The organism is Kitasatospora sp. NPDC058046, assembly GCF_042885595.1.
GTDB lineage: Bacteria > Actinomycetota > Actinomycetes > Streptomycetales > Streptomycetaceae > Kitasatospora.
The window spans coordinates 69,867-94,530 of record NZ_JBHVRS010000028.1 but is presented as its reverse complement, the minus strand read 5'-3'; the positions used below and the strand labels follow the sequence as shown (position 1 = coordinate 94,530).

The 24,664-nt window shown below is 72.1% G+C and carries 23 protein-coding genes; 12 read left to right on the top strand and 11 right to left on the bottom strand.

The features are described from left to right. Positions 1-134: 134 nt before the first annotated feature. From ACFVU7_RS38695 to ACFVU7_RS38680, 4 genes are all read right to left on the bottom strand, one after another. The gene (locus ACFVU7_RS38695; RefSeq protein WP_074003283.1) at positions 135-1,595 is read right to left on the bottom strand and encodes an ATP-binding protein; all 1,461 of its coding nucleotides are present in this window, start codon (positions 1,593-1,595) and stop codon (positions 135-137) included. 36 nt (positions 1,596-1,631) lie between these two features. Further along, positions 1,632-2,318, bottom strand: coding sequence for a hypothetical protein (locus ACFVU7_RS38690; protein ID WP_388050619.1), 687 nt, complete (start codon positions 2,316-2,318; stop codon positions 1,632-1,634). Further along, entirely contained in the window at positions 2,318-2,626 is a 309-nt protein-coding gene (locus ACFVU7_RS38685; protein ID WP_063346628.1) for a DUF6112 family protein, read from the bottom strand. The genes ACFVU7_RS38690 and ACFVU7_RS38685 overlap by 1 nt, the downstream gene beginning before the upstream one ends. Positions 2,627-2,706: 80 nt before the next feature. Continuing rightward, complete coding sequence (locus ACFVU7_RS38680; RefSeq protein ID WP_074003034.1) at positions 2,707-3,876, bottom strand: C40 family peptidase; 1,170 nt, start codon at positions 3,874-3,876, stop codon at positions 2,707-2,709. Positions 3,877-4,446: 570 nt separating this feature from the next. Between ACFVU7_RS38680 and ACFVU7_RS38675 the strand changes: the two genes are divergently transcribed. Continuing rightward, the gene (locus tag ACFVU7_RS38675; protein WP_074003033.1) at positions 4,447-5,196 is read left to right on the top strand and encodes a site-specific DNA-methyltransferase; all 750 of its coding nucleotides are present in this window, start codon (positions 4,447-4,449) and stop codon (positions 5,194-5,196) included. A gap of 84 nt (positions 5,197-5,280) precedes the next feature. Here the strand turns inward: ACFVU7_RS38675 and ACFVU7_RS38670 are convergent, their stop codons facing one another. The 3 genes from ACFVU7_RS38670 to ACFVU7_RS38660 all read right to left on the bottom strand — a co-directional run bounded on the left by ACFVU7_RS38670 (position 5,281) and on the right by ACFVU7_RS38660 (position 6,955). Then, the gene (locus ACFVU7_RS38670) at positions 5,281-6,231 is read right to left on the bottom strand and encodes a DUF5655 domain-containing protein (protein WP_074003032.1); all 951 of its coding nucleotides are present in this window, start codon (positions 6,229-6,231) and stop codon (positions 5,281-5,283) included. A 137-nt stretch (positions 6,232-6,368) separates the two neighbouring features. Next, positions 6,369-6,491 carry a hypothetical protein gene (locus tag ACFVU7_RS38665; protein WP_380786730.1) on the bottom strand — a complete coding sequence of 41 codons (123 nt, stop codon included), beginning with the start codon at positions 6,489-6,491 and terminating at the stop codon, positions 6,369-6,371. A 41-nt stretch (positions 6,492-6,532) separates the two neighbouring features. Beyond that, entirely contained in the window at positions 6,533-6,955 is a 423-nt protein-coding gene (locus ACFVU7_RS38660) for an SsgA family sporulation/cell division regulator (RefSeq protein ID WP_387828573.1), read from the bottom strand. Positions 6,956-7,424: 469 nt separating this feature from the next. Here ACFVU7_RS38660 and ACFVU7_RS38655 point away from each other — a divergent pair, with 469 nt between their 5' ends. From ACFVU7_RS38655 to ACFVU7_RS38645, 3 genes are all read left to right on the top strand, one after another. Continuing rightward, positions 7,425-7,691 carry a hypothetical protein gene (locus tag ACFVU7_RS38655; protein WP_074003030.1) on the top strand — a complete coding sequence of 89 codons (267 nt, stop codon included), beginning with the start codon at positions 7,425-7,427 and terminating at the stop codon, positions 7,689-7,691. Positions 7,692-7,949: 258 nt separating this feature from the next. Beyond that, positions 7,950-8,294 (top strand): hypothetical protein, encoded by a 345-nt coding sequence (locus ACFVU7_RS38650; protein WP_380741362.1) that lies wholly within the window; start codon positions 7,950-7,952, stop codon positions 8,292-8,294. Between the two features lie 288 nt (positions 8,295-8,582). Further along, positions 8,583-9,125 carry a DUF6328 family protein gene (locus tag ACFVU7_RS38645; protein WP_388050616.1) on the top strand — a complete coding sequence of 181 codons (543 nt, stop codon included), beginning with the start codon at positions 8,583-8,585 and terminating at the stop codon, positions 9,123-9,125. Positions 9,126-9,144: 19 nt separating this feature from the next. Here the strand turns inward: ACFVU7_RS38645 and ACFVU7_RS38640 are convergent, their stop codons facing one another. Then, positions 9,145-10,821 carry a phytoene desaturase family protein gene (locus tag ACFVU7_RS38640; RefSeq protein ID WP_388050613.1) on the bottom strand — a complete coding sequence of 559 codons (1,677 nt, stop codon included), beginning with the start codon at positions 10,819-10,821 and terminating at the stop codon, positions 9,145-9,147. Next, on the bottom strand, positions 10,803-11,297 hold the full coding sequence (locus ACFVU7_RS38635; protein WP_388050610.1) for an SRPBCC family protein: 495 nt from the start codon (positions 11,295-11,297) through the stop codon (positions 10,803-10,805). The genes ACFVU7_RS38640 and ACFVU7_RS38635 overlap by 19 nt, the downstream gene beginning before the upstream one ends. Positions 11,298-11,643: 346 nt before the next feature. Between ACFVU7_RS38635 and ACFVU7_RS38630 the strand changes: the two genes are divergently transcribed. The 5 genes from ACFVU7_RS38630 to ACFVU7_RS38610 all read left to right on the top strand — a co-directional run bounded on the left by ACFVU7_RS38630 (position 11,644) and on the right by ACFVU7_RS38610 (position 19,994). Then, on the top strand, positions 11,644-13,431 hold the full coding sequence (locus ACFVU7_RS38630) for a thiamine pyrophosphate-requiring protein (RefSeq protein WP_388050608.1): 1,788 nt from the start codon (positions 11,644-11,646) through the stop codon (positions 13,429-13,431). 3 nt (positions 13,432-13,434) lie between these two features. Next, positions 13,435-16,497 (top strand): FAD-binding and (Fe-S)-binding domain-containing protein, encoded by a 3,063-nt coding sequence (locus ACFVU7_RS38625; protein WP_388050606.1) that lies wholly within the window; start codon positions 13,435-13,437, stop codon positions 16,495-16,497. A gap of 3 nt (positions 16,498-16,500) precedes the next feature. Next, a complete protein-coding gene (locus ACFVU7_RS38620; RefSeq protein ID WP_388050603.1) occupies positions 16,501-17,016 on the top strand; it encodes a DUF1360 domain-containing protein in 516 nt (171 codons plus the stop codon). Beyond that, the gene (locus ACFVU7_RS38615) at positions 17,013-18,116 is read left to right on the top strand and encodes an enolase C-terminal domain-like protein (protein WP_388050600.1); all 1,104 of its coding nucleotides are present in this window, start codon (positions 17,013-17,015) and stop codon (positions 18,114-18,116) included. The genes ACFVU7_RS38620 and ACFVU7_RS38615 overlap by 4 nt, the downstream gene beginning before the upstream one ends. Positions 18,117-18,239: 123 nt before the next feature. Beyond that, complete coding sequence (locus ACFVU7_RS38610; protein ID WP_388050597.1) at positions 18,240-19,994, top strand: glycoside hydrolase family 15 protein; 1,755 nt, start codon at positions 18,240-18,242, stop codon at positions 19,992-19,994. A gap of 291 nt (positions 19,995-20,285) precedes the next feature. Here ACFVU7_RS38610 and ACFVU7_RS38605 read toward each other — a convergent pair whose 3' ends face one another. Both ACFVU7_RS38605 and ACFVU7_RS38600 read right to left on the bottom strand, forming a co-directional pair. Next, positions 20,286-20,441, bottom strand: a complete 156-nt coding sequence (locus tag ACFVU7_RS38605) for a DUF6131 family protein (RefSeq protein ID WP_388050594.1) — start codon at positions 20,439-20,441, stop codon at positions 20,286-20,288. A 134-nt stretch (positions 20,442-20,575) separates the two neighbouring features. Further along, the gene (locus ACFVU7_RS38600) at positions 20,576-21,271 is read right to left on the bottom strand and encodes a TetR/AcrR family transcriptional regulator C-terminal domain-containing protein (protein WP_388050591.1); all 696 of its coding nucleotides are present in this window, start codon (positions 21,269-21,271) and stop codon (positions 20,576-20,578) included. A 424-nt stretch (positions 21,272-21,695) separates the two neighbouring features. Here ACFVU7_RS38600 and ACFVU7_RS38595 point away from each other — a divergent pair, with 424 nt between their 5' ends. From ACFVU7_RS38595 to ACFVU7_RS38585, 3 genes are all read left to right on the top strand, one after another. Continuing rightward, on the top strand, positions 21,696-21,869 hold the full coding sequence (locus tag ACFVU7_RS38595; protein WP_387828540.1) for a CsbD family protein: 174 nt from the start codon (positions 21,696-21,698) through the stop codon (positions 21,867-21,869). 141 nt (positions 21,870-22,010) lie between these two features. After that, the gene (locus tag ACFVU7_RS38590) at positions 22,011-22,190 is read left to right on the top strand and encodes a YqaE/Pmp3 family membrane protein (RefSeq protein WP_388050588.1); all 180 of its coding nucleotides are present in this window, start codon (positions 22,011-22,013) and stop codon (positions 22,188-22,190) included. A 393-nt stretch (positions 22,191-22,583) separates the two neighbouring features. Beyond that, positions 22,584-24,650, top strand: a complete 2,067-nt coding sequence (locus ACFVU7_RS38585) for a catalase (protein ID WP_388050635.1) — start codon at positions 22,584-22,586, stop codon at positions 24,648-24,650. Positions 24,651-24,664: the final 14 nt, after the last annotated feature.

Sequence of the window (24,664 nt, the reverse complement as noted above, 5' to 3'; positions counted from 1 at the left end):
GTTCCAGGGAGGCGCGTGCGGGCGGCGGGCGGGGGCGCGGCGCTCTTCTGGACGTCATCGCGGGGCTCCTTCGGGGATGGTGGGCCCGGGGCGGGCGGCGCTGGGCCGCCCACCCCGGGGAAGGAGGATACTGGTCAGGACCCGGGCTCGGCGGTCCGGTTCGGGTAGACGAAGCGTCCCGGATCCGGGCCTCCAGCCGGGCCCGGACTACCAGCAGCCGGTGCCGGCAGCGGGGGAACGGCGGGGCCGACCGGTGCCGGAGGAGCGGGAACGCTCGGGGCCGAGGCCGTACCGGAAGCCGGAGAACTCCCGACAGCAGACGGAGCGACGGAGTCTGCCAGGTTGGCACCCTGGACACGCGGGGCGGCCGGGGCCGGGGCTGCCTCGCCGCCGTCGGACTTCGACCGCTCGGCGCCGCCTCCGGCGGACGCCCGGGTAATCAGCGACGGGATGCCGGGCCGGGTGACCAGGGCGCGGCCGCGGTCGCCGCCGGCGTTCGGGTCCTCGCCGAAGCGGAACTTCGTCGGCTGCTGCGCGGGGCCGGCGTCGATGCCGTCCGCGCTGATCCGGCCGGTCGGGTCGATGCCGGAGGCAGCACCGCCGCCGCCGACCCCGGGAACCTGGGGCGGTCCCTGTGGCGCCGGCATCCCCATGCCGGACTGCATGGCCAGGGAACCGGCGGTCTTCGCCGCCCCGGCCACGGTCGCCATCCCGGCCATGCCGGTGCGGTGCACGTCGTCGTGGCCACCGCCGTCCGTCGCCCAGTGGACGAACTTGTAGACGGCGTACGGGCACAGCAGCACCATGACCATGATCACGACGCCGGCCAGGGCGTCGGACAGCGCGGCGATCCCGTCCTTGGCGTCCGTCTTGCCGAGCGCGGAGACGCCGACGAGGAATACCACCGTCATCAGCAGCTTGCTGACGATCAGGGTGGCGGTGGCCTCGATCCAGCCGCGCCGCCAGCGCTTGGCGACCTCCCAGCCGCCGCCGGCACCCGCGAACGCCGCGAGCGCCACCAGCACCAGGACGCCGACCTTGCGCGCGACCATCACGCACCAGTAGAGGAACGCCCCGATCGCGCTGCCGACCGCGACCAGGGCGGGAATCGCCCAGCCGAGCGGGAACATGGCGCCGAACTGGGTGACCTTGATCATGCGCCTGACGGCGTCGGCCACGCTGGTGTGCGCCGCTTGGAACAACCCGGCCGACAAGGCGTCGACCGTCGTCACTGCTACCGCGGTGAAGCTGATCGCCCCGAAGGCGAACAGGACACCGGTCATCGTGCCCCACGCCGCCTTGGCCAGCGCTCGCTCGTCCCGGCGCCAGGCGGCCAGGATCAGCTGCGCGCAGAAGGTGCCCACGGTCAGGATCAGCCCGATTGGCAGGATCAGCTGGTAGTTGTCCCTGAACCACGGCGCTGACAGGTCGATCGCGGTGGTCTCGTCGACCGCCTTCGCGCACAGGTCGACGGCGCTGGCCGCCAGCTCACCCATCGACTTGGCGATCCACGCGCCGATGCCGTCGGTGATGCTCTTGCCCGGGTCGCTGACGAAGTTCATGCCGTCGACGACGGTGCAGACCTGGGCGATCATCGGGAGGTTGCAGATGTCCACGAGTACCTCCCGGGCTCAGGGCGCCAAGGCCGGCAGCACACCGGCCAGAGCACACGGGCGGTCAGGACGGCACTGGACGGCGAGAGTGGCCGAGCGGTCCTCGGCGCCGCCGGCCGGGGCACCGTTCCAGGAGATCGACTGCTTCCCGGAGACCGTCACGGCGTAGACGTACGCCTGCGAGATCGCCCCCGGATCCGCCTGCAGCGCCCGGGTGAACGACTCCGGGAAGTGCGCCTCCGCCGCGGTCGCCGAGGCGAACTGCCCGGAGTCGGCCATCCGCCCCCAGAGCAGGGGCGACGGGACCAGCCGGTCGACCGAGTCCGCGTCGGCGTACTGGCCCTCGTCGGTCAGCCACCGGTGAAGGGAGGCCACCAGCTCGGGCTGGGAGGACGAGCGGGTGTCGTACGACCACAGCGCCACCGCCGCCGCCTTCGCGAACGCGATCGGATCGTGCGTCGACGGCGGCCCGGGCAGCGCGGCCGAGCGCGCGCCCGGCGAAACCGAACCCGACGGGCCCGGCGCGGGCGAGCTGGCCGCAGCAGCATGTTCGGGGGAGCTCCGGCCGTCCCGGGTGACGTAGGCCAGGATCCCGGAGCAGACGACGAGCACCACCAGGACGGCCGTGCCCAACAGCACCCGGCGGCGCACCAGCGCGCCGCTGGAAAGACCACCGCGGGCGGCATTGAATGAACGTTTCTGCATTACTTGACCTGACTTCCGAGCGTCGAGAAGAAGCTCACCACGCCGTTCGCGGCGCCCAGCAGGAGGGCGGCGCCGGCGCTGACGAGCACGCCCTTCTTGCCGTTGGCCTCGGCCTGGTGACCGCCGCTGTGGTGGCCCCAGGCCCACACACCGGCGCTCACGGCCAGGGCGCCGACGACCGCGATGATGCCGAACAAGTTCAGCGAGCCCATCACCTGCTTGAGGACCGAAAGGCCGGGCAGGCCACCCTCGTTGGGGGTGATTCCGGGGTCGTAGGCGAGCTGTACGACGGCGTCCGCGAGATACAAGATTGAACTCCAGTTCGAATCAAGGCATGCCAAGGCAGCCCGGAGAAAAGGGGAGAAGAGGGAGGGGAGGAGAGTGCGGGTCAGACGACCCGGCGGGCCGCGAGGATCTCCGCCCGCCACGAGGCGAGAGTCGAGATCTTGACCACGTCGCCGGTCTTCGGGGCGTGCACGATCAGCCCCGAGCCGATGAACATCCCGACGTGCTCCGGCACGGCCGCGGTGCCCCGGGTGAACAGCAGGTCACCGGGCTTGAGCGCGTCCGCCGAGACGGCGGTGCCCTGCTTGACCTGGTCGTAGGTGGTCCGCTCCAGTGAGACCCCGCCGGTTCGGTAGGCCACCTGCATCAGGGAGGAGCAGTCACACCTGCCCATCGGGTCCGCGCCGTGCGAGTTCGCGCACGTGCCGCCCCACTGGTACGGGGTGCCCAACTGTCCGAGCGCCCAGCGGATCGCGGTCTGTACCGGCTGAGGCGCGTCCGTCGGGATGTTGTATCCGGCCGGCAGCGAGCCGGGCGGGATCGTCCCGAAGTCGGTGCCGTCACCACCTGCCGTCGGTGTACCGCAGCCCCCACTGCTGGGCGTCGGGCTTGGGGTGCTGCCCGTCGTCGGCGTCGGCGCTGGGGTGGGCGAGGTGCCGGTGGCGGGGGAGAGCAGCGGGGCGATGGCCTTCTGCAGGGCCTCCGCCAAGGGCTGCCACTTCGCGTAGGCGTTGGGGAAGCCGGAGCGCTGCACTGCCTGGGCGGCCTGGGTGACGGTCATCGACTCCCAACCGTTGACCTCCTGCAGTGCCGCGTAGAACTTCGTCGAGGCGTACACCGGCTGCATGATCTGCTCCGGCGTGCCCCAGCCCTGCGAGGGCCGCTGCTGGAACAGGCCCAGCGAGTCCCGGTCGCCGTAGCGGATGTTGCGAAGCTCGCTCTCCTGCATCGCCGTTGCCAGCGCGACGACCTGCCCCCGGATCGGGATGTGCAGGGCGACACCGGTGGCCTGGATGGTCTTCGCGTTGGGGATCTGCTCGTCGGGCTTGCTCAGCCCCGCCACGCTCGGGGCGCTGAGCGGACTGGAACCCTTCAGGATCGCCTCGACCTGCGCCGCGACGGCCGAGCTGTCCACACCCTGCGGACCGCCGCCGGGCGGACACGAGGCGGACGTCGCCGAGGCGTTGCCCGCGCCGGCGATCACCACCGGCAGGGCCAGCATCAGCGGGCCGCAGGCGACGGCCCCGACGAGTGCGCTGACCGCCTTCTTCACGGTGCCCGCCGATCACCGAACCGGAACCGGGCCAACGGCGGAGGCGGATGAGGGCATGGGTGTGCCAGGGCATGCTGCATCGCAGCGGCTCCTTGCGGGGTTCGTAGGAGAGCGCGGTGCCGGCTCCTCGTGCGAAGAAGTCGCCGGCACCGCGCTGGTGGTGAAACCGCCGTTCAGGGCGGGTCCGGGTCGGGGGAGTTGGTAGCTCCCGGACGCCGGTCTCGGGTCACGCGCGGCAGCCGGCCGCGCTCGTAATCTCAGCTGGAACACGAGGCACCCCTCGGGCGTAGGGAAGATTCGCGCACTCCGTCGCGCGGTCTCGCCTGGGCGGGACAGCGCGGGCCAATGCGCCTCGGGCCGGGCCGACTTGGCCCGCTGCCCGGTTGGCATGGCGAGACAGTAGACGCGAACTCCGGCCGCACCAAACGAGCCCCGACCAGCCCCGACGTCCTCGTGCTGTCCGTTAGGCACGGCTGCCGATCGCGGCTACCGTCCCCTGCACCACCGCTCCCGGCGGCTGCCACGGCGCGCCGCCCGGAGCCGGTACACCCCTGCCCGAGGAAGGCCCCCGTGAACGACTTCACCCTCCACCGAGGCGACGCCCTCGCCGTACTGAAGAACCTCCCCGACGAATCCGTCAACGCGGTCATCACCGACCCGCCGTACAACAGCGGCGGCCGGACCAGCTCCGAGCGCACCAGCCGCGACGCCCGCGCCAAGTACGTCACCAGCGGCTCCGCCCACGACCTCAAGACCTTCCCCGGCGAAAACCGCGACCAGCGCTCCTATCGCGCCTGGCTCACCGAACTCCTCACCGAGGCCTACCGGGCGAGCACCGAGCACTCGGTCGCCATGGTCTTCTCCGACTGGCGGCAGGAGCCCACCACGAGCGACGCTCTCCAGATGGCCGGCTGGACCTGGCAGGGCACCATCCCCTGGATCAAGCCCGCCAGCCGCCCGAGGAAGGGCGGCTTCAAACAGTCCGCGGAGTTCATCACCTGGGGCGTCAAGGGCACCCTCGACAACGGCCGCGACCTCTATCTGCCCGGCCACTTCATCGCCAGCCAGCCCCGCAAGGACCGGGTGCACATCACCCAGAAGCCGCTGGAGATCATGCAGCAGCTCGTCCGGATCTGCCCCGAGGACGGCACCGTCCTCGACCCCTTCACCGGCAGCGGCTCCACCGGCGTCGCCGCCCTGCGCGAAGGCCGGCGCTTCGTCGGAGTCGAACTCTCCCCGCACTACGCCGAGATCGCCGAACAGCGACTGCGAGCAGAGCAGACCCAGGACGACTTCACCCTCGCCGGACCGGAGGCGTGAGCATGAGAACCGCCGCCACAGCGATCGTCCGAAGACGCGAAAGGGCGGCCGGAGCACCACGCTCCAGCCGCCCTTCCAAGGCCCTCAGGACTCCTCGACCGCCCGCCGGATCAACGGCACCGCCTTCTCCACGTCCGCCGACGAGGCGATCCGCACCTCCAGGTCACCCGTCCCCAGGTGACCGATGCCGCGTACGTCGCGGGTGAAGCCCTCCTCCAGCTCCACCGAGTCCGGGTTCAGCCGCAGGTACACCAGGATCGCCCTGTGCGACACGGAGGGCCGGAAGATCACTGACGCCACGTTCAGCAGCCGCCGGTAGGCGATGTAGTGCTTGAGCAGCACCACCTCCAGCTCGCCCGCCGCGGTCAGCGCCTCGTCCAGCTCGCCGTACAGCTCCCGCAGGCACCCCGGCACCTCCACCTGCGAGGACCCCGACGGTACCGCGACAACGTCCGGCTCGTCGTCCGCAGCTTCGCCCGCACCGGACGGCATCGGCGCGAACCCTGCGGCGGAGAAGCCCGGGACGGTCTCGACGAGCTGCAGCGTCAGCAGGTCGGGACCGAAGACCCGGTAGCGCACCAGGTCCACACGGTAGTCCCGCTGGTAGAGCGAGGCGGCAGCCCGATCATGGCGGGAGAACTCGCCCGCGACACAGATCACCCGAGGCCGTCGCCAATCGACCGCCTCCGCCACATCGGCGCCCAGACGTCTACGCACCAGCGCCTCGAACTCGTGCCGGTGCGCCAGCAACCAGACCAGGTAGGACGCCGCCTGGGTAATCACCCCGGCATCCCGCCGGCGCTTGAACTCGATGATCACCGGCACGCCGTCCTCGTCCAGCCCGAGCGTGTCGATCCGCCCCTGGTGCCACGGCCCCGTCACGTACTCCGATGCCAGGAACCGCACCCCAAGCATCGGCTCCAGCGCCGCCTCGACCCGTCGCTGCAGTTCCTGCTGCTCCCGCGCCACCGTCGAACCCTGCAGCTCGACATCCCGGCCATCGGCACCCCGCCGGAACACCTTCAGATCGGCCACCCTTACCCCCTTCGCACGACCGTATGCAAAGACCAATCAGGAAGAGGAGCGGCCTATTCCTGTTCCCCTCTCTGTCAAGATGAGACCGGAAGAGGAAGGCCCGGCTGTGGTTGACGGGCCGGAGCTGCCGGGGCAGGTCACAGCCGCGCGGTGAGGCTGACCAGCAGTGCCGCGAGTCCCGCGGCCAGCCACGCGACGTAGTGCCCGAGGAGATCCCAGGCGTCCTCGTTGGCATAGGTGACCGGGGCGCACATCGGCACCCGTGCGCCGGCCGGGCGCCCGGCCGGCGCACTTCGTGCGGTCAGCCGGCGGCGCGCAGCCGGGCGAGAGTGGCGTCGATATCAAGGTGGTCGGTTTCCGAACCTGCGGGCACCAGCGTGAACGAGTCCGTGAGGAAGGCGGCCACGACGTCCTCCGGGGCGCTGAGCACCGCCCGGCCGTCGGGGCCCTGCAGGGTGATGAGGACTTCGCCGACCGGTCCGGGGCTGATCTTGACGTCCCCGGTGCCGCTGGGGACGTGGCGCCCCTCGTCCAGCAGATCCCGGCTGAAGTACCAGCACACCTCGGCGTCGGAGCCGGTGCAGCCGCACGGGGTCAGCGGGAACACCAGGCATGCCGCATACGGAAGGGCCGTGTCGAAGCGGAGCTCCACGTCGACCGGGACGTCGGGCAGCGGGCTGTCGGGGAACGTGACGGGCATCGGGCGGACAGCGGACTTCTGCATCGGATCACCCTCCTGCGACGGCTGTGTGCGTCGGCCTCCGGTGGGCCGACGCATGCCAACGCGCCTACCCCAGCGCCCACGCGCCAGTCGGCAGGCCGGACATCTGCACAACTCCCTTGCTTTCGAGGAGTGTTGCATGTCGAAGCCACATGGGTGGAGCTCGGCAGGCCGGACAGGGACGAGCGCGCCGACGCCCTCTGCAACGTGATTCTCCGCCTGCCGGGAGCGCCAGGAGCACACGGCCGGCGCGGACCACCGGCCTGTCCGGCAGGTATGCGTACCGGGCAGGGCAGGTCCTCCGGCGGGCGGCTGCTCATCACGGACCTGTGGGAAACGACGGGCCAGAGCCGCCGTGCGGATCGTCTCCGACGATGCGTGGTGGCATGCTCGGATGATCGCGTCCCGTGTACGGAGGGAGTTTGCTGATGCTTGTGCCGTCCGCGTCGGAGCGGCACCCGGGTGGGTCACGGTGAAGGGCTGGGTGACCGGGGCTGTCGGCGAACCGGGCGAGTGGAAGCGGTTGCTGGTCGTGCTCACCGACGGTCGGCGGCTGGTGACCGGGGAGATCTCCGAGCGGGAGCGGGTGGAGCTCGGGGCGTTGGTCGCCGGGCTGCTTAGGCAGCCGCATCCGGGCGCGCGGTCGGTGGTGCGCTGGTTGCATCCGGTGCTGGCCGTCGTCGTCGAACTGGAGGCCGGGCAGGTGCGCCGGGTTGCGTTGCCTGCGGAAAGCGACTGAGCGATCCGCCGGGGGCAGCGCTCGGTTGTGCTCTGGCGCCGCCGCAGCGCGAAAGCGCCGTTCAGAGTGGGGCCGCGGAGCGTTCGAGGGGGCTTGGCGCGGGACCGCCGAGGCGATGCCGCGTTCGGCTTTTGGGCCGCTGCCTGGCAGGGGGGTTCACTCGGTTGCGCCGGATCCGATGGCCCGGAACCCTGCCGGTCCACTATCCGGCTGTCGGGCCCGGCGGCGAGTGGCTGCGAGTCGTCGTAGGTTGCGGGCATGACCAGTGACGAGACGACGATCCCGGCGGTGGGGGTGCGCCCGCTGGACGAGGTGTTCGACGCGATCGAGACCGCCAATCGGCGCCCCCAGCCCTGGGGCGGGTTCGACCACGGGGTCCTGGGGGCCTACCGGTGGGCCACCGGAGCCCAGATCGCGGCACCGGTCACCGCTGTTGCCGCGCTCGGGGCCACCGGGCCGTGCCGGGCGCAGCTGCTGGCCGAATGCCAGGCCGCCGCGGTCCGCCTGCGCGATGCCCTGGAAGAACGCACGGACCCCGCGTACGCCCTGGGCACCTATCAGGCGCTGGCGTGGCTGTGCGGCCATCACGAGGACCGTCCCTGACCTGCGGCTCTCCTTGACCAGTGCCCGCCCTGGCCGCTACCCCACAGGAGCCGCCCGGTGCCCAGCCTGATCACCCGCTCCGGTGGGAAAGTCGGCACTCCCGCCCCGACGTGCCGGTGAACGTCGCGCTCGGCGACGTGGAAAGCGCCATCAGGTGCTTCTCCTCTACTGACCCTGCTCCGGGTCGCCGCCTTCACCCTGCTCCATCGCGCCCCACGGGGAGGAACTGCTGCGCGTACGGGCCCGCACCAGCCGCCACAAGGACCGCCTGTAGGCGGGGAGGATTCGTTGACGAAGAACGACGGCGCACCGGGTCGGGACGAGACGCCCCAGCAACGGGCCGACCGGCTCTGGAGCGAGATGCTCCAGGAAGTCCGCGTGTGCCAGACCGGCGCACAAATCCTGTTCGGATTCCTCATCGGCGTGGCCTTCACCCCGCGCTTCGCCGCCCTGCCCGGCTTCGACAAGAACCTCTACGTCGCCACCGTCGTCCTCGGCGCCGTCGCCACCGGAGCCCTGATCGCGCCCGTGGCCCTCCACCGCTTCCTCACCGGCCACGGCATGAAACCCGAACTGGTCCATGTCGCCAGTCGCCTCATCGCCGTCGGACTCATCACCCTGGCCCTGACCATCGCCGCCGCGCTGCTGCTCCTGCTGCGCACCGCCACCGGCAGCCCGGCCGCCGCCTGGGGACTCAGTGCGGCCTGCCTGTTCTGGTTCGCCACCAGCTGGCTCGTCCTGCCCCAGGTCATGCTGCGTCGCATAGCCGCCCGCCGGGCGGCCTTGTCCGAGCATGGCGACCCCGGCGGCGGTGGCCGCCTCCCGCGATGACAGCTTCTGAAGTCCCGGCCTACCCGGGCTGCGGGTCCCGCCCGCCCGACGGCGTCACGCCGTCTCGCCCCCCGCCCGGGTCGGACAGGGCAAGCTGGGCGCGGGCCAGGGCGGGTCGCAGCAGCCGGCCGGTCAGGGCTCCCTGGGCGCGGAGCGCGGCGCGGGCGGCGTTCGCGCCGCAGGCGCCGTGCACGCCACCGCCCGGGTGGGCCGAGGCTGAGGCGAGGTAGAGGCGCTGGATGGGGGTCTCGGGCCGCCCCGTGCCGGGTAGCGGGCGGAGCAGCGCCTGTTGGTGGAGGGCCGCGGTGCCGCCGTTGATCGCCCCGCCGACCAGGTTCTGGTCCAGGTGTTCCAGCACCGGCGGGGTGAGTACACGCCGGGCCTGGATCCGGTCGGTGAAGCCGGGGGCGAAGCGTTCGACCTGTGCTTCCATGCGGCGGGCGATGGCTTCGCTTTCCCTGTCGTCCCAGGACCCGGTGATGCCGTCGGGCCCGAGGTCGTCGGCGATGTGCTGGGGGACGTGGGTGTACATCCAGGCCGATTCGGTGCCCGCGGGTGAGCGGGACGGGTCGGCGGTGGTCATCTGGCCGAGCAGCCCGAAGGGGCGGGCCGGCAGACGGCCGGTGCTGACCTGGAGTGCGTAGTCGCTCAGTTCCGTCCAGTCGGTGCCGAGATGGACGGTGCCGGCCCGGTGTGCCTGCTCGGCGGTCCAGGGGATCGGCGAGTCGAGGGCCCAGTCGACCTTGACGGTGGCGAAGTCCCACTGGAAGCGGCGTACGGCGTCGCGGAATCCGGGCGGCAGGTGTCCTTCCCGGACCAGGCGGCCGTACAGGTGCGGAGCGGGCACGTCGGCGAGCACGGCTCGGCGCGCGCGGACGTAGTCTCCCTGGGCGGTGCGGATGCCCAGCGCCCGGCCGGCGCGGACGACGACCTCGCTGACCGGGGCACCGCGGCGGATCGTTCCCCCGCGCGATTTCAGACGCCGCACCAGGGCGCCGCTGAGGGCGCTGGCTCCGCCGACCGGTACCGGCCAGCCGTACTGCTCGCCGAGCATCGCCATGAGCCAGCCGAAGGCGGCGCTGCCCGGCGATTCGGGCAGTAGATCGGCGTGCAGCGCGCAGCCGGCCAGCAGCAGCCCCGGGCCGTCCCGGTCGAACTCCTCCTCGGCCAGTCGCCGTACGGGCAGCGCCGCGAAGCGGGCCAGCCGCAGCAGGCCCGGCGCCCGGAGACGCGAGGCCAGCGCCAAGCCGGCGCGTACCGGCGGGAACGGCGCGAACATCGCCCCTACCAGGCACGGGTCCAGGTCCTGCCAGAGCTGTGACAGCCGTCGCCAGGCGAGCGCGTCCGGCCGGCCGAAGCTCCGCCCGATGTCGTCGATGTTCGCCTCCGGTCCGCGCCGCAGCAGTGCGCAGCGGCCGTCGGGCAGGGGATGGGCGAGCACGATCGGCGCGTGGCTCCAGGCGAGGCCGTGCTCTTCGAGGCGCAGGGCCGCGATCACCGGCGAGGCGGCGGCCAGCGGGTAGAACGAGCTGAACAGGTCGCTGACGTAGTCGGGGTGGACGCCGCGGTCGCTGCGGACAGCGCCGCCGGCCTGGTCCTGGGCCTCCAGCACCTCCACCTCCCAGCCGGCGTCGGCCAGCACGTTCGCGGCGACCAGACCGTTCGGCCCGGCCCCGATCACGACGGCGTCGGCCATGACGGACCTCCCCCCGACGCGGACGCTCCCAGGTCGGCCGCCCGGGGCGCCTGCTCGACCGTGCGGGCGAGGCAGGCGAGCAGTCGGCGGTGGCGCAGATCCAGCACCAGGTCCGCGGGCGCCGTGTGGAGGCTTCCGCCCAGGCCTCGCAGCGGGTGCTCGTCGACGATCACCAGGGTGGCGTCGCCCCACGCGATCAGCTCGATGGCGATCCGGACGGTGCCGAGCCGCCCGGCGAAGGCCTCCAGTTCCAGCCGGTGCCCGCTGTCGGACACACGTACGACGGTGTGGCCTTCGAAGCGGAACGGGCCTGCGCTGACGGTGTAGCGCAGGCTCGACCCGACTGCGGGCCACCGGCCCTCACCCGGGCGGGTCCGCTCCGTGCCGGGCACCCACCGGCCGTACGCGGCCGGGTCGCCCAACACGCTCCACACCGCCTGCGGAGTCCGCTCTATCAGGACGTGTCTCACAGCCATCGGCTGTGCCTCCTCGTGTCCGGTCCCTGACGAATCACCCGTACCTCAAAAGGCGCATACCCGGTGAATTCCCCTGAACGCGACACTCGCAGCGGCCCGTTCTCCGCCGTGGGGCAGGGCCACCCGTTCCACCGGAACCTCGACTGGTCGCCGCCGGGCCCCGTCCAGGGCAGCGTCTGTGCCGAGCCCGGCATGCCCGCCCACGGCCTGCGGGCCGGCAGGTGATACCGCACGGACACCGGGCGGTATCACCCACGGCGGTTTCATCGCGGCGCGAGCGGTTAGCCGCTCTCCGGGCCTCGTTCGCCCACCAGGAGCCACGCCCGCGCTGTGGAGGAGTTCGGTGATGAAGGTTTCCGACTACGTGCTGGAGCGCCTGCGCGACTGGGAGGTGGAGTACGTCTTCGCCTATCCCGGGGACGGCATCAACGGGCTGCTCGCGGCCTGGGGCCGCGCAGAGGACCGGCCGAGGTTCATCCAGGCCAGGCACGAGGAGATGGCCGCTTTCCAGGCCGTCGGGTACGCGAAGTTCTCCGGCCGCACCGGGGTGTGCGTGGCCACCTCCGGACCGGGCGCGATCCACCTGCTCAACGGCCTCTACGACGCCAAGCTCGACCACGTCCCGGTCGTCGCGGTCGTCGGGCAGACGGACCGCAGCGCCATGGGCGGCTCGTACCAGCAGGAGGTCGACCTGCTCAGCCTGTACAAGGACGTGGCCTCGGAGTTCTGCGAGATGGTCACCGTGCCGGCTCAGCTGCCCAACGTGCTGGACCGCGCCATGCGCATCGCGGCGACCCGCCGCACGGTCACCGCGGTGATCATCCCGGCCGACGTCCAGGAACTCGACTACGAGGCGCCGGCGCACGCGTTCAAGCAGGTCCCCTCCAGCCTCGGCGTCCCGCACTACGCCCCGGTACCGGCCGAGGCGGACCTCGCCCGGGCGGCGGAGATCCTCAACGCCGGGGAGAAGGTCGCGATGCTGATCGGGCAGGGCGCCCGCTCGGCCCGGCCCGAGGTCGAGCAGGTCGCCGACCTGCTCGACGCCGGGGTGGCGAAGGCCCTGCTCGGCAAGGACGCGCTGCCCGACACCCTGCCGTACGTCACCGGCTCGATCGGCCTGCTCGGCACCCGCCCGTCCTACGAGATGATGCGCGACTGCGACACCCTCCTCGTGGTCGGCTCCAGCTTCCCCTACACCCAGTTCCTGCCCGAGTTCGACCAGGCGCGCGCGGTGCAGATCGACCTGGACCCGTCCATGATCGGGCTGCGCTACCCGTTCGAGGTCAACCTCGTCGGCGACGCCGGCTCGACGCTGCGCCGGCTGATTCCGCTGCTGGAGCGCAAGGCGGACGGCACATGGCGCAAGACGGTGGAGGACAACGCGGCGCGCTGGTGGGAGGTCATGCAGCGCCGAGCCGACGTGTCCGCCGACCCGATCAACCCCGAGTACGTCGTCCACACCCTCGACGCGCTGCTGCCCGACAACGCGCTCCTGGCCGCGGACTCCGGGTCCGCGGCGAACTGGTACGCCCGCCACCTGCGGATGCGCGGCGGTATGCGCGGCTCGCTGTCGGGCACGCTGGCGACCATGGGGCCGGGGGTGCCCTACGTGATCGGCGCGAAGTTCGCCCACCCGGACCGGCCCGCGATCGCGATCGTCGGCGACGGCGCCATGCAGATGAACGGCCTCGCGGAGCTGATCACCGCAGCGAAGTACTACCGGGAGTGGGCCGACCCGCGCATGGTCGTCGCGGTGCTGAACAACCACGATCTGAACCAGGTCACCTGGGAGATGCGGGCGATGCAGGGCGCGCCGCAGTTCGAGCCCTCGCAGAGCCTTCCGGACGTGCGTTACGCGGACATCGCCCGGACGTTCGGTCTTGGCGGGGTACGGGTGGAGAAGCCGGAGGACGTGGAGCCGGCGTGGCGGCGGGCACTGGCCGCGGACCGGCCGTTCGTCATCGACTTCCGCACCGACCCGGCGGTGCCACCGATCCCGCCGCACGCCACCTGGGACCAGATCAAGGCCGCCGCCCTGTCGGTGCTCAGGGGCGACAGTGACCGGGGATCGGTGGTCCAGCAGGGCGTCAAGGCGAAGGTCCAGGAGTTCCTGCCCGGCAGCGGACGGAGCTGACCGGTGTCCGGGCGTCAGGAGGTGGACCTGGCCGCACTCGAGTCGGCCCTGCGGACCGAGGTGGACGGTGAGGTCCGCTTCGACGCGGGCAGCCGCGGCGCGTACGCCACCGACGGCTCCAACTACCGTCAGGTTCCGCTCGGGGTGGTCGTGCCCCACACGGTCGAGGCCGGCGCTGCCGCGGTGGGCGTCTGCTCCCGGTTCGCCGCCCCGGTGCTGTCCCGCGGAGGCGGTACCAGTCTCGGGGGGCAGTGCACCAACGAGGCGGTGGTCATCGACTGGACCAAGTACTGCAACCGGCTGGTCTCGGTGGATCCCACAGCGCGGACCTGTGTGGTCGAGCCGGGCATCGTCCTGGACGAGCTCAACCGCCGACTCGCTCCGCACGGGCTCATGTTCGGGCCGAAGCCGTCCACGCACAGCCACTGCGCGTTGGGCGGCATGATCGGCAACAACAGCTGCGGAGCGTCCGCCCAGGCTTACGGCAAGACCGCCGACAACGTCCACCGCCTGGAAGTCCTCACCTACGAGGGCACCCGGTTCTGGGCCGGTCCCACCAGCGAGGACGAGTACGCGCGGATCGCGGCCGAAGCAGGACCGCGCGCCCGCCTCTACCAGGGGCTGCGGGACATCACCGGGCGGCACCTGGCCGAGATCCGGCGTGGCTACCCGAAGATCCCGCGCCGGGTCTCCGGCTACAACCTGGACGCCCTGCTGCCGGAGAACGGCTTCGACGTGGCCCGCGCCCTGGTCGGCAGCGAGGGAACCCTGGTGACGCTCCTGCACGCCGAACTGCACCTGGTCGAGGTGCCGGCGGCGGAGGCCCTGCTGGTCCTGGGCTTCGACGACATCTACCAGGCCGCCGACGCCGTCCCCGACCTGCTCGCGCACAGCCGCCCCACCCAGCTGGAGGCCATCGACGGGCGCATGGCGCAGCTGATGCGCGAGGAGCACGCCTACCTGGACTCGCTGGAGAGCCTGCCCGAGGGCGACAGTTGGCTGCTGGTCCAGTTCACCGGCGACACGAAGCAGGAGGCGGACGCGCGGGCGTTCGAGCTGCTGCGGGCGATCGGCCGCGAGGAGGACGACCCGTCGGTGGCGCTGTCCGACGATCCCCCGCGGGAGCGGGAGATGCTCAGGGCCCGCGAGGCGGGTCTGGGAGTGACCGCCCGCCCGCCGGACGGCTCCGAGACGTGGGAGGGCTGGGAGGACTCCGCGGTCGCCCCGGAGAAGCTGGGCGACTACCTGCGAGACCTGGAGCGGCTGTTCGACCGGTACGGCTACCAGCAGGCCTCCTTGTACGGGCACTTCGGGCAGGGCTGCGTCCACACCCGGATCCCGTTCGAGCTGCGCGAGGGCAAGGGCATCGAGGCGTTCCGGGCGTTCCTGTTCGACGCGGCCGACCTGGTCGCCTCCTACGACGGTTCCCTGTCGGGTGAGCACGGTGACGGGCAGGCCCGCGGCGAACTCCTGCCCCGCATGTTCGGCCCCGCGCTCGTGGAGGCGATGGGCGAGGTCAAGGCCCTGTTCGACCCGGGCGACCGGATGAACCCCGGCAAGGTCGTCCACCCCCACCGCGTCGACGAGAACCTGCGCCTGGGCGCCGACTGGCGGCCCCGACCGCAGCGGACGCACTTCGGGTATCCCGACGACGACCACGACTTCACCCGCGCGGTGCTGCGCTGCGTGGGCATCGGCAACTGCCGCACCCACCAGGGCGGGGTGATGTGCCCCTCCTACCGGGCGACGGGCGAGGAGGAGCACTCCACCCGCGGCCGGGCACGGCTGCTGTTCGAGATGCTCGGCGGCCACGACGACTCCCCGGTCACCGGCGCATGGCGCTCCACCGAGGTCCGCGACGCACTGGACCTGTGCCTGGCCTGCAAGGGCTGCAAGTCCGACTGCCCGGTCGGCGTCGACATGGCCACCTACAAGGCCGAGTTCCTCGCCCACCACTACCAGGGCCGTGTGCGCCCGGCCGCCCACTACGCGATGGGCTGGCTCCCGCTGTGGGCACGGCTGGCCCGCACGGCGCCGGGCCTGGCCAACGCGGCCTTGCACGCCCCCGGCCTCGCACGGCTGGGAAAGCGGCTGGCCGGCATCGACCCGCGCCGCACCGCACCCCTCTTCGCCGCCGAATCGTTCCAGGAAACCCGGCATCGGCAGGGCTGGGCGGAGCCCGACCCGCGCGACCCGCGCACCGTCCTGCTCTGGCCGGACACCTTCACCAACCACTTCCACCCGCACGTCGCCGAGGCCGCCGTCCGCGTCCTGGAGGACGCCGGCTTCCACGTCGCCGTACCCGAGGGGCCGGTGTGCTGCGGCCTGACCTGGATCTCCACCGGGCAGCTCGCCACCGCCCGTCGCGTCCTCGAACGCACCATCCGGACCCTGCGCCCATGGCTGGAGGCCGGAACCCCGATCATCGGGCTCGAACCCTCCTGCACCGCGGTCTTCCGCGCGGACGCCCCCGACCTGCTCGACGGTGACCAGGACATCGCCCGCCTGGCCGCGCAGACGCGCACCTTCGCCGAACACCTCGTCAACCACGCCCCCCACGGCTGGCAACCGCCCCGGATCGGCCGGGCGGCGACCGTGCAGACCCACTGCCACCAGCACGCCGTCCTCGGCACCGACCCCGACCGCGAACTGATGCGCCGCGCCGGGCTGGACGTGAACGTGCTCGACGAGGGCTGCTGCGGCCTGGCCGGCAACTTCGGCTTCGAGCGGGGCCACTACGACCTGTCCCAGGCCATCGCCGAGCAAGGCGTCCTCCCGGCCGCGCGCGACACGGCCCCCGACGCGTTCGTCCTGGCCGACGGCTTCAGCTGCCGCACCCAGATCGAACAGTCCTCGACCGGACGGCTGGCCGTGCACGTGGCCGAGGCCCTCGCCCTGGCACTGGACGGGCCGCCGCCCGCCGACCATCCCGAGAAGACGATCCCGCGCCCGCAACCCCGCAACGAGGTGGCCGGCCTGCTGACCGCAGGTGTCGCGGGCGCGATGACAGGCCTGGCCGCGGCCGGTGCTGCCGCCGCGCGGCGCCACCGCGCCAGGAGGAGGTAGACCATGCGGTCCCTGCACGAGCGGCTCCACCGCGAAGCCCGCGCCTACACCGGCGACAACGACCGCCCGCTCGCGGCCTACACCGGCCTCATGGCCCTGTACGCCACCGCGGTACTCGGCACCGCCGCAGCCGCCCGGGCCTTTCGCCGAGAGCTGCCCCACCCGACTCCGTGGGACGTCGCCCTGAACGCGCTGGCCACCCACCAGCTCTCCCGCCTGATCGCCAAGGACCCGGTCACCAGCCCGCTGCGCTCGCCGTTCACCCGTTTCGAGGGCACATCCGCCCCGGCCGAGCTGGAGGAGGACGTGCGCGGCACCGGAGCCCGCAAGGCCGTCGGCGAGCTGGTCACCTGCCCGTTCTGCACCGGCCTGTGGGTCGCCACCGCGGGCACTGCCGGGTCCGTCTTCGCTCCGCGCGCCACCAGGCTCGCCACCGCGACCCTGGCCGCCCTGGCCGGCGCCGACTTCCTGCAGTTCGCCCGCGCCGCCGCCCAGCACGCGGCCGACGAGACGCCATGACCGTCACCGCCACCGTGGAGTCCCTGCACGTGCAGGTCCTCGACATCCCCACTGACGCTCCGGAAGCCGACGGCACTCTCGCCTGGGACTCCACCACCATGGTCCTCGTCCGTGTCCACGGGGGGGACACCACCGGCCTGGGCTGGACCTACGGCGCCCCCGCCACCGCCCAGGTGATCACCGGGCACCTTCGGGACACGGTCATCGGCCGCCCGGCGTTCGACGTCCCGGCCGCCAACGAGGCGATGAGCCGCACGGTGCGCAACGTCGGCCGCCCGGGGCTGGTCGCCGGCGCGATCTCAGCCGTCGACATCGCCCTGTGGGACCTCAAGGCCCGCCTGCTCGGCCTGCCCCTGGTCGACCTGCTCGGCGCCGCCCGCCATGAGGTCCCCCTCTACGGCAGCGGCGGCTTCACGACGTACACCGACCGGCAACTCGCCGAGCAGCTCGCGGGCTGGGCCGAACAGGGCTTCCACCGATTCAAGATCAAGATCGGCGAGAGCCGCGGCAGCCGGGAACGGCGCGACCTGGAACGCACCGAGCAGGCCCGGCGGGCGGTCGGCGACGCCGCCGCCCTGTACGTGGACGCGAACGGCGCCTACACCCGCAAACAGGCCGTCCGCGTCGGACAGACGCTGGCCGGCCTGGGGGTGAGCTGGTTCGAGGAGCCCGTCTCCTCGGACGACCTCACCGGCCTCGCCCACGTCCGCGACGCCGTCACCTCCGACGTCGCGGCCGGCGAGTACGGATACGACCTGCCCTACTTCGCCCGCATGGCCCCGGCCGTGGACTGCCTGCAGGCGGATGCCACCCGCTGCGGCGGCATCACCGTCTGGCTGCGTGCAGCCGCCCTGGCCCAGGCCCACGGACTCCAGCTGTCCGGACACTGCGCCCCGCACGTCCACGCACACGCCGCGGCCGCCGTGCCGAACCTGCGCCACCTGGAGTGGTTCCACGACCACGTCCGGATCGAGAACCTCCTCTTCGAGGGAACCCTCGACCCGGCCGGGGGACTGGTCCGCCCGGGCCACAGCGGCGAGCCAGGCCTCGGCCTGGCCATCCGCACCGAGACGGCGGAGCGCTACCGTGTCCGCGCCTGAGGAGATCCGGCCCGCTCCCGACGACGGCCGCCAGCCTCCGCGGACCGTGCACGTTCCCGGCGCTCCGCGTCCACCCGGCCGCGGACACGCGGCCCGCACCGCCGTACCCCAGGAGACGAGAACGTGACCGCCCCCATCGGCGGCTCTCCCGCCCCTCACGCGCTGCGTGACTACGCCCTGCTCGCGGACGGCGAGCGCGGCGCCCTCGTCGGACCGCGCGGCGACATCGTGTGGATGTGCGCACCCGGCTGGGACAGCGACGCCGTCTTCGCCGCCCTCATCGGTGGCCCCGGCTGGTACACCGTCACCCCCACCGACCCGTTCGTCTGGGGCGGCTACTACGAGAGCGGCAGCCTCATCTGGCGCAGCCGCTGGGTCACCACCGGCGGCGTCGTCGAATGCCGCGAAGCCCTCGCCTGCCCCGGTGACCGGCACCACGCGGTGGTGCTGCGCCGGATCCTGGCGGTCGACGGCGACGCCCGCCTCGACGTCCACCTGCACCCGGCGCCCGGATTCGGCACACACCGGCTGCGCAAGGTCCGCAGGGACGGGCAGGGGCGTTGGACGGCCCGGGCCGGAGAACTGCACCTGCGCTGGAGCGGAGCGCCCGACGCCCGGCCGGGCGATGGGGCGCTGTCCACCACGATGCGTCTGGAGACCGGTGAGCACCACGACCTCGTCCTGGAGATCTCCGATCGGCCCCTGCCCGAACCGGAGACGGCCGACGTGCTGTGGCGGTCCACCGAAGCGGCCTGGACCGCGCGCGTGCCGGCCCTCGCGAACACGCTGGGCCGACGCGACGCCCGGCACGCCTACAGCGTCCTGGCCGGCCTCACAGGCACCGGCGGCGGCACGGTGGCAGCGGCCACCACCAGTCTGCCCGAACGCGCCGAGACGGGCCGCAACTACGACTACCGGTACGTGTGGATCCGCGACCAGGCCTACATCGGCCAGGCCGTCGCCGCCGCGGGGCCGCACCCGCTGCTGGACGACTCCGTACGGTTCGTCACCGCCCGTCTGCTCGAACACGGCCCGGCTCTCGCGCCCGCCTACACCGTGACCGGTGCGGCGGTACCCGACCAGCGCACCCTCGACCTGCCCGGCTACCCGGGTGGCTTCGACGTCGTCGGCAACCACGTCAACCGCCAGTTCCAGCTCGACGTGTTCGGGGAGAGCCTGCTGCTGCTCGCCGCCGCCGCCCGCCTCGACCGGCTCGACCCCGACGGCTGGCACGCCGCGCTCACCGCCGCCGACGTGATCGCCACCCGGCATCGCGAGCCGGACGCCGGGATCTGGGAGCTGCACGACGACCGTTGGGCGCACAGCCGCCTGATCTGCGCGGCCGGTCTGCGGGCGGTCGCCGCCGCAGCACCCCGGGCGAGCAGCGGACGCGCCGCCGGCTGGGAGGCGCTGGCGGATGCGATCCTCGCGGAGACCTCCGCCGACTGCCTGCACCCCACCGGCCGGTGGCAGCGCTCCCCTGGCCGGACGGGCGTGGACGCGGCCCTGCTGCTGCCCGCCATCCGCGGCGCCCTGCCTGCCGAAGACCCGCGCACCGTCGCCACCCTGCGAGCGGTGCGCGCCGATCTCGCGCAGGACCACCACGTCTACCGGTTCCGCCACGACCGGAGACCCCTTCAGGACGCCGAGGGCGCCTTCCTGCTGTGCGGATTCGTCATGGCCCTGGCGGAACACCAGCAGCACAACGACGTCGAAGCCGTGCGCTGGTTCGAACGCAACCGTGCCGCCTGCGGTCCGCCCGGCCTCTATGCGGAGGAGTTCGACGTCGCCCAACGCCAGCTGCGCGGCAACCTGCCCCAAGCGTTCGTCCACGGGTTGATGCTCGAAGCCGCCGCCACGCTCGCACCCGGTCACTGAGACCGCCGCGATCCACCGCATCCGGATGCCGGAGCAGCGACGATGCCGTTGGAGAGTCCCGGCGGCATCGTCGTGCCCAGGGCCCTGACGGAAAGGGAGAGGCTCGCGTCACCGGCAGCAAGGCGACCGCAGTCGGCACGGCCGGCGTCGACGCCAGGCCATTGACCAACGGAGAACCGGTCCAGGCAGACGGCATGGATCGAACCGTCCACGTGTGCGGCGCATGACTGGCGTCGCGGCCAGCAGGACTGCGCTGCCGTGACAGGTCCGATGGCTGGTCTCCGCTGGTGTCTACCAGTAGTGGCGGCGGCCGCCGATCTCGTGGCCGACCGCGCCCATGATCCACAGGATGAGGCCGATGAGGGCCAGGACGATGCCGATGGTCCACAGGATGCCGATTCCGGTGATGAATCCGATGACAAGGAGGATGACTCCGAGGACGATCACGATGACCTCCGTTTCTTCCCCCTCTTCCGATGCGGCCTTCGCCGATGCGGAGGAAATGCCGCACTTGCTTTCGCGGATGCCCGGTTTGGGGGCGAGATATCAGCCGCGATGGCGCGACTCCCGGGTTCGGCGGACTACTGAGGTGTGGTGGCCAGGCCGGCGAGGAGGATGTCGAGGCCGCGTTCGAGCTCGGCGGCTCCGTCGTAGGAAGCGAGAGGGCCGGCGAGGCCTCGCAGGAGGGGGAACTCGCCGATCGGCAGCCGGTACAGGCCCAGTCGCAGCATGTCGTTGGTCTCGTCGGGGTTGTCGACGAGTTCCTGCAGTTCGTTGAGGACGTGGCCGTGGAGGAGTCCGAACAGGGCGCGGTAGACGTGCAGAGCGTCCGCGCCGGTGAAGCCGGCGCGGGTGAGCAGGGTGAGGATGGCCTCCAGCGGGCGCAGAGTGCCTTTGGGGCGCAGGGCGAGCGGGGTGGCCAGGGGGCGGGTGACCAGGAGCGGCACCGCATTGGGGTGGGCCAGGGCGAGTCGGCGGTAGCCGCGCGCGACGGCGCGCAGCTGGGCGGCCCAGTCCGGGTCGGTGGAGTCCACGGTGAGCTCGTTGAGGACGGTCTCGGCGACGCCGTCGAGCAGGGCCGCCTTGTTCGCAGCGTGGCGGTAGAGGCTCATCGGGTCGTGCCCGAGGGTGCGGGCGAGGCGCCGCATGGACAGCTGCTCGATGCCCTCGCGGTCGATGATCTCCAGTGCGCAGGCCAGGATCCGCTCGCGGCTGAGCCTCGGGCTCGCGGGCGGGTCGCCGTCCTGAACGGCCGGGCCGATCCGAGGAGGGGCCACGTCGAACCTTCTCTCGCTGGCGGCTTGCACCGGCGACCGTGAACTTCGTAGACCTACGGTGTAGACACCAGTCTAGTGCCGGAGTTGACTGGAGGCATACGACGTGGCCCTGCTGGGAGTACGTCATGATCATTGTTCTCGGACTTGTCCTCCTGGCAGCATCGGCGACCCAGGACCGCGACGAGCTCGCCGCAGCGCGACGCGTTCGCCGCGCAGCGGGACGGTCTCGTCCGCAAGCAGGAGCGGACCAGCGAGCATACGGCCGGCGCCCGCTTCAATCCGATGGCCCAGGGCAAAAGCGAAGGCGCGCCCGGGTACGCCTGGCAAGGGGCACCACGGACCACACCGCCTCCTCGGGCGTGGTACCGGGCGCCGATAGGCCCCGAGCCTGCCCGTCAGGGCCAACTCACGAAGGGAACCAGTCATGGGTATCGGCAAGAAGGCCGCCCACAAGGCCGAAGCGGTCAAGGGAAGCGTGAAGAAGAACGTCGGACGCGCCACCGGCGACCGCGCCCTCGAAGCCGAGGGCCGCGGCGACCAGTTCAAGGGCAACATCAAACAGGCCGGCGCCAAGGTCAAGGACGCGTTCAAGCACTGAGCGCCCGGCCGAGTGGGCCTGGTGGGATCCCGCGGGCTCGAGCTGCCCCGCCCACCGCCAAGGAAGCCGGGCAGGACGAGGACGATGCCCGCGGCTCCACCAGCGGACTCAACTCCTCCTCGATGGGTTGCGTCCGCTGTCGTGAATCGAGGAACGATCATGGTGAAGGTCCTGCTCATACTGCTCTGCCTGGTCCTGCCGTGGCTGGCGGTGCTCATCAAGGACGGCCCGAGCATCAAGGTGCTCTGGGCGTTCCTCCTGCAGCTGTGCGGCCATGTACCCGGCGTCATCTACGGCATCTACCAGGTAGCCAAGGACTGACCGGGACGCGCCCACTCTCGACGGCGGCCTCGGGGCGCATCCCCCGGTTGGTCCACAGCCGCGTGGGCAACCCGGCGCGGTGCGAGCCCGCATGTCGGCGGTGTTCGCCGGGCCCGGCCGGACCCGGGTGGACCGACCTTCGAACGCTCGGTTTGCCTGGGTGCGCTCTCGGGCTGCGGGGCCGCCCCGGCGCCTCTAGGCTCCGAGCTGGGCACGCCGGTTTGAGCCGCTGTCCGACGGGCGGCCGCGAGCTGCCTCGCACCGGCCCCAGGACGGAGAGCGTTGAGATGACCACCAATCCCGGACCGCCTGGAGGACGCCCCCAGCCGCCCCCGGTCACGGAGGCTCCCCATCCAGGCCCTCCCTCGGGGGGGCGAGCGCGATGCCAAGGACATCGCGCTGGACGCCTTCCGGGCCCCGGAGCCGGATGGTGCGCTCACCACCGATCAAGGGGTTCGGGTCGACGACACCGACAACTCCCTGACTGTGGGCGAGCGTGGCCCGACGCTGCTGGAGGACTTCCACCTGCGGGAGAAGCTCACCCGCTTCGACCACGAGCGCATTCCCGAGCGGGTGGTGCACGCCCGCGGTGCCGGCGCGTACGGTTTCTTCGAACCGTACGAGTCGCTGGCCGAGTTCACCTGCGCCGACTTCCTGCAGGAGGCCGGCCGCCGGACCCCGGTGTTCGTGCGCTTCTCGACCGTCCAGGGGCCGCGCGGCTCCGCGGACACGGTGCGCGACGTCCGCGGCTTCGCCACCAAGTTCTACACCCGGCAGGGCAATTACGACCTGGTCGGCAACAACATGCCGGTGTTCTTCATCCAGGACGCGATCAAGTTCCCCGACTTCGTGCACGCGGTGAAGATGGAGCCGCACAACGAGATCCCCACCGGCGGCACCGCACACGACACGTTCTGGGACTTCTGTTCGCTGCAGCCCGAGTCCACCCACATGCTGATGTGGGCGATGTCGGATCGGGCGATCCCGCGCAGCTTCCGGATGATGCAGGGTTTCGGCGTGCACACCTTCCGCCTCGTGACCGCCGACGGGCGCGCCACCTTCGTCAAGTTCCACTGGAAGCCGAGGCTCGGCGTCGCGTGCCAGGTCTGGGACGAGGCCCAGATCACCGCCGGACGCGACCCCGACTTCCACCGCCGGGACCTGTGGGAGGCGATCGAGGCCGGCGAGTTCCCGGAGTGGGAGCTCGGCGTCCAGCTGATCCCGGAGAAGGACGAGTTCTCGTTCCCGTTCGACCTGCTGGACCCGACGAAGCTGGTGCCGGAGGAACTCGTGCCGGTGCGGCCGGTCGGCCGGATGGTCCTCGACCGGAACCCGGAGAACTTCTTCGCCGAGACCGAGCAGGTCGCCTTCCACACCGCCAACATCGTTCCCGGTATCGACTACACCAACGACCCGCTGCTGCAGGGCCGCAACTTCTCCTACCTGGACACCCAGTTGATCCGCCTGGGCGGCCCCAACTTCTCCCAACTGCCGGTCAACCGCCCGCTCGCCGAGGTGCGCACCGACCAGCGCGACGGCTACGGCCAGCAGGTGATCCACTCCGGGACGAGCTACGCGCCGAACTCGGTCGGCGGCGGATGCCCGGCCACCCTGGGCGGCGGGCGCCTCGCCGAGGGGGTGTTCGAGCACTATCAGGAGCGTGTCGACGGGCGGGCGATCCGCCGGCGCAGTCCGAGCTTCGCCGACCACTACGGCCAGGCCACGCTGTTCTGGCGCAGCATGGCCGGCTGGGAGCAGGAGCACATCATCGCCGCGTTCTCCTTCGAGCTCGGCAAGGTCGGGGACCAGGCCGTGCGGCGCCGGATGGTCGCCAACCTGGCCCGTGTCGACCGGGAACTGGCTGTGGAGGTCGCCCGCCGCATCGGCGAACCCGAGCCCGCGCCCGAGCCCGCACCGGACCGGCCCACCGGCAACCGCGAAGCCGGAGCAGCGGGGGAGCGGGTCTCGCCCGCGCTGAGCCTGGAGAACCTGCGCGGCCACGGCATCCGTACCCGAAAGGTCGCCGTCCTGGTGGCGCAGGGCGTGGACGCCGCCCAGGTGCGGGCCGCTCGCACCGCCCTGCGGGCCGAGGGCGCCACGGTGGAGACCCTGGCCCGGTACGGCGGGAGCGTGGCCGGCAGCGACGGCCAGGACGTGGAGGTCGACCGGGCGTTGGCGACCACCGCCTCGGTGCTGTACGACGCCGTGGTCGTCCCGGACGGCGCAGAGGACGCGCTCGTCGTGGAACCGGACGCCGTCCGGTTCGTCAACGAGGCACTGCGGCACGGCAAACCGGTGGCCGCGCTCGGCACCGGCACGGCACTCGTGCGGGCCGCAGGGGCCCGCGAGGCGGAGCAGCTCGCCGGGGTCGCCCTGTGCGGCCCGGACCGGCAGCCCGGCGCCTCATTCTGGGAGGACTTCGTCCGCCTGATCGAACAGCACCGGTTCCCGCAGCGCTGAACACGAGCCCGAAT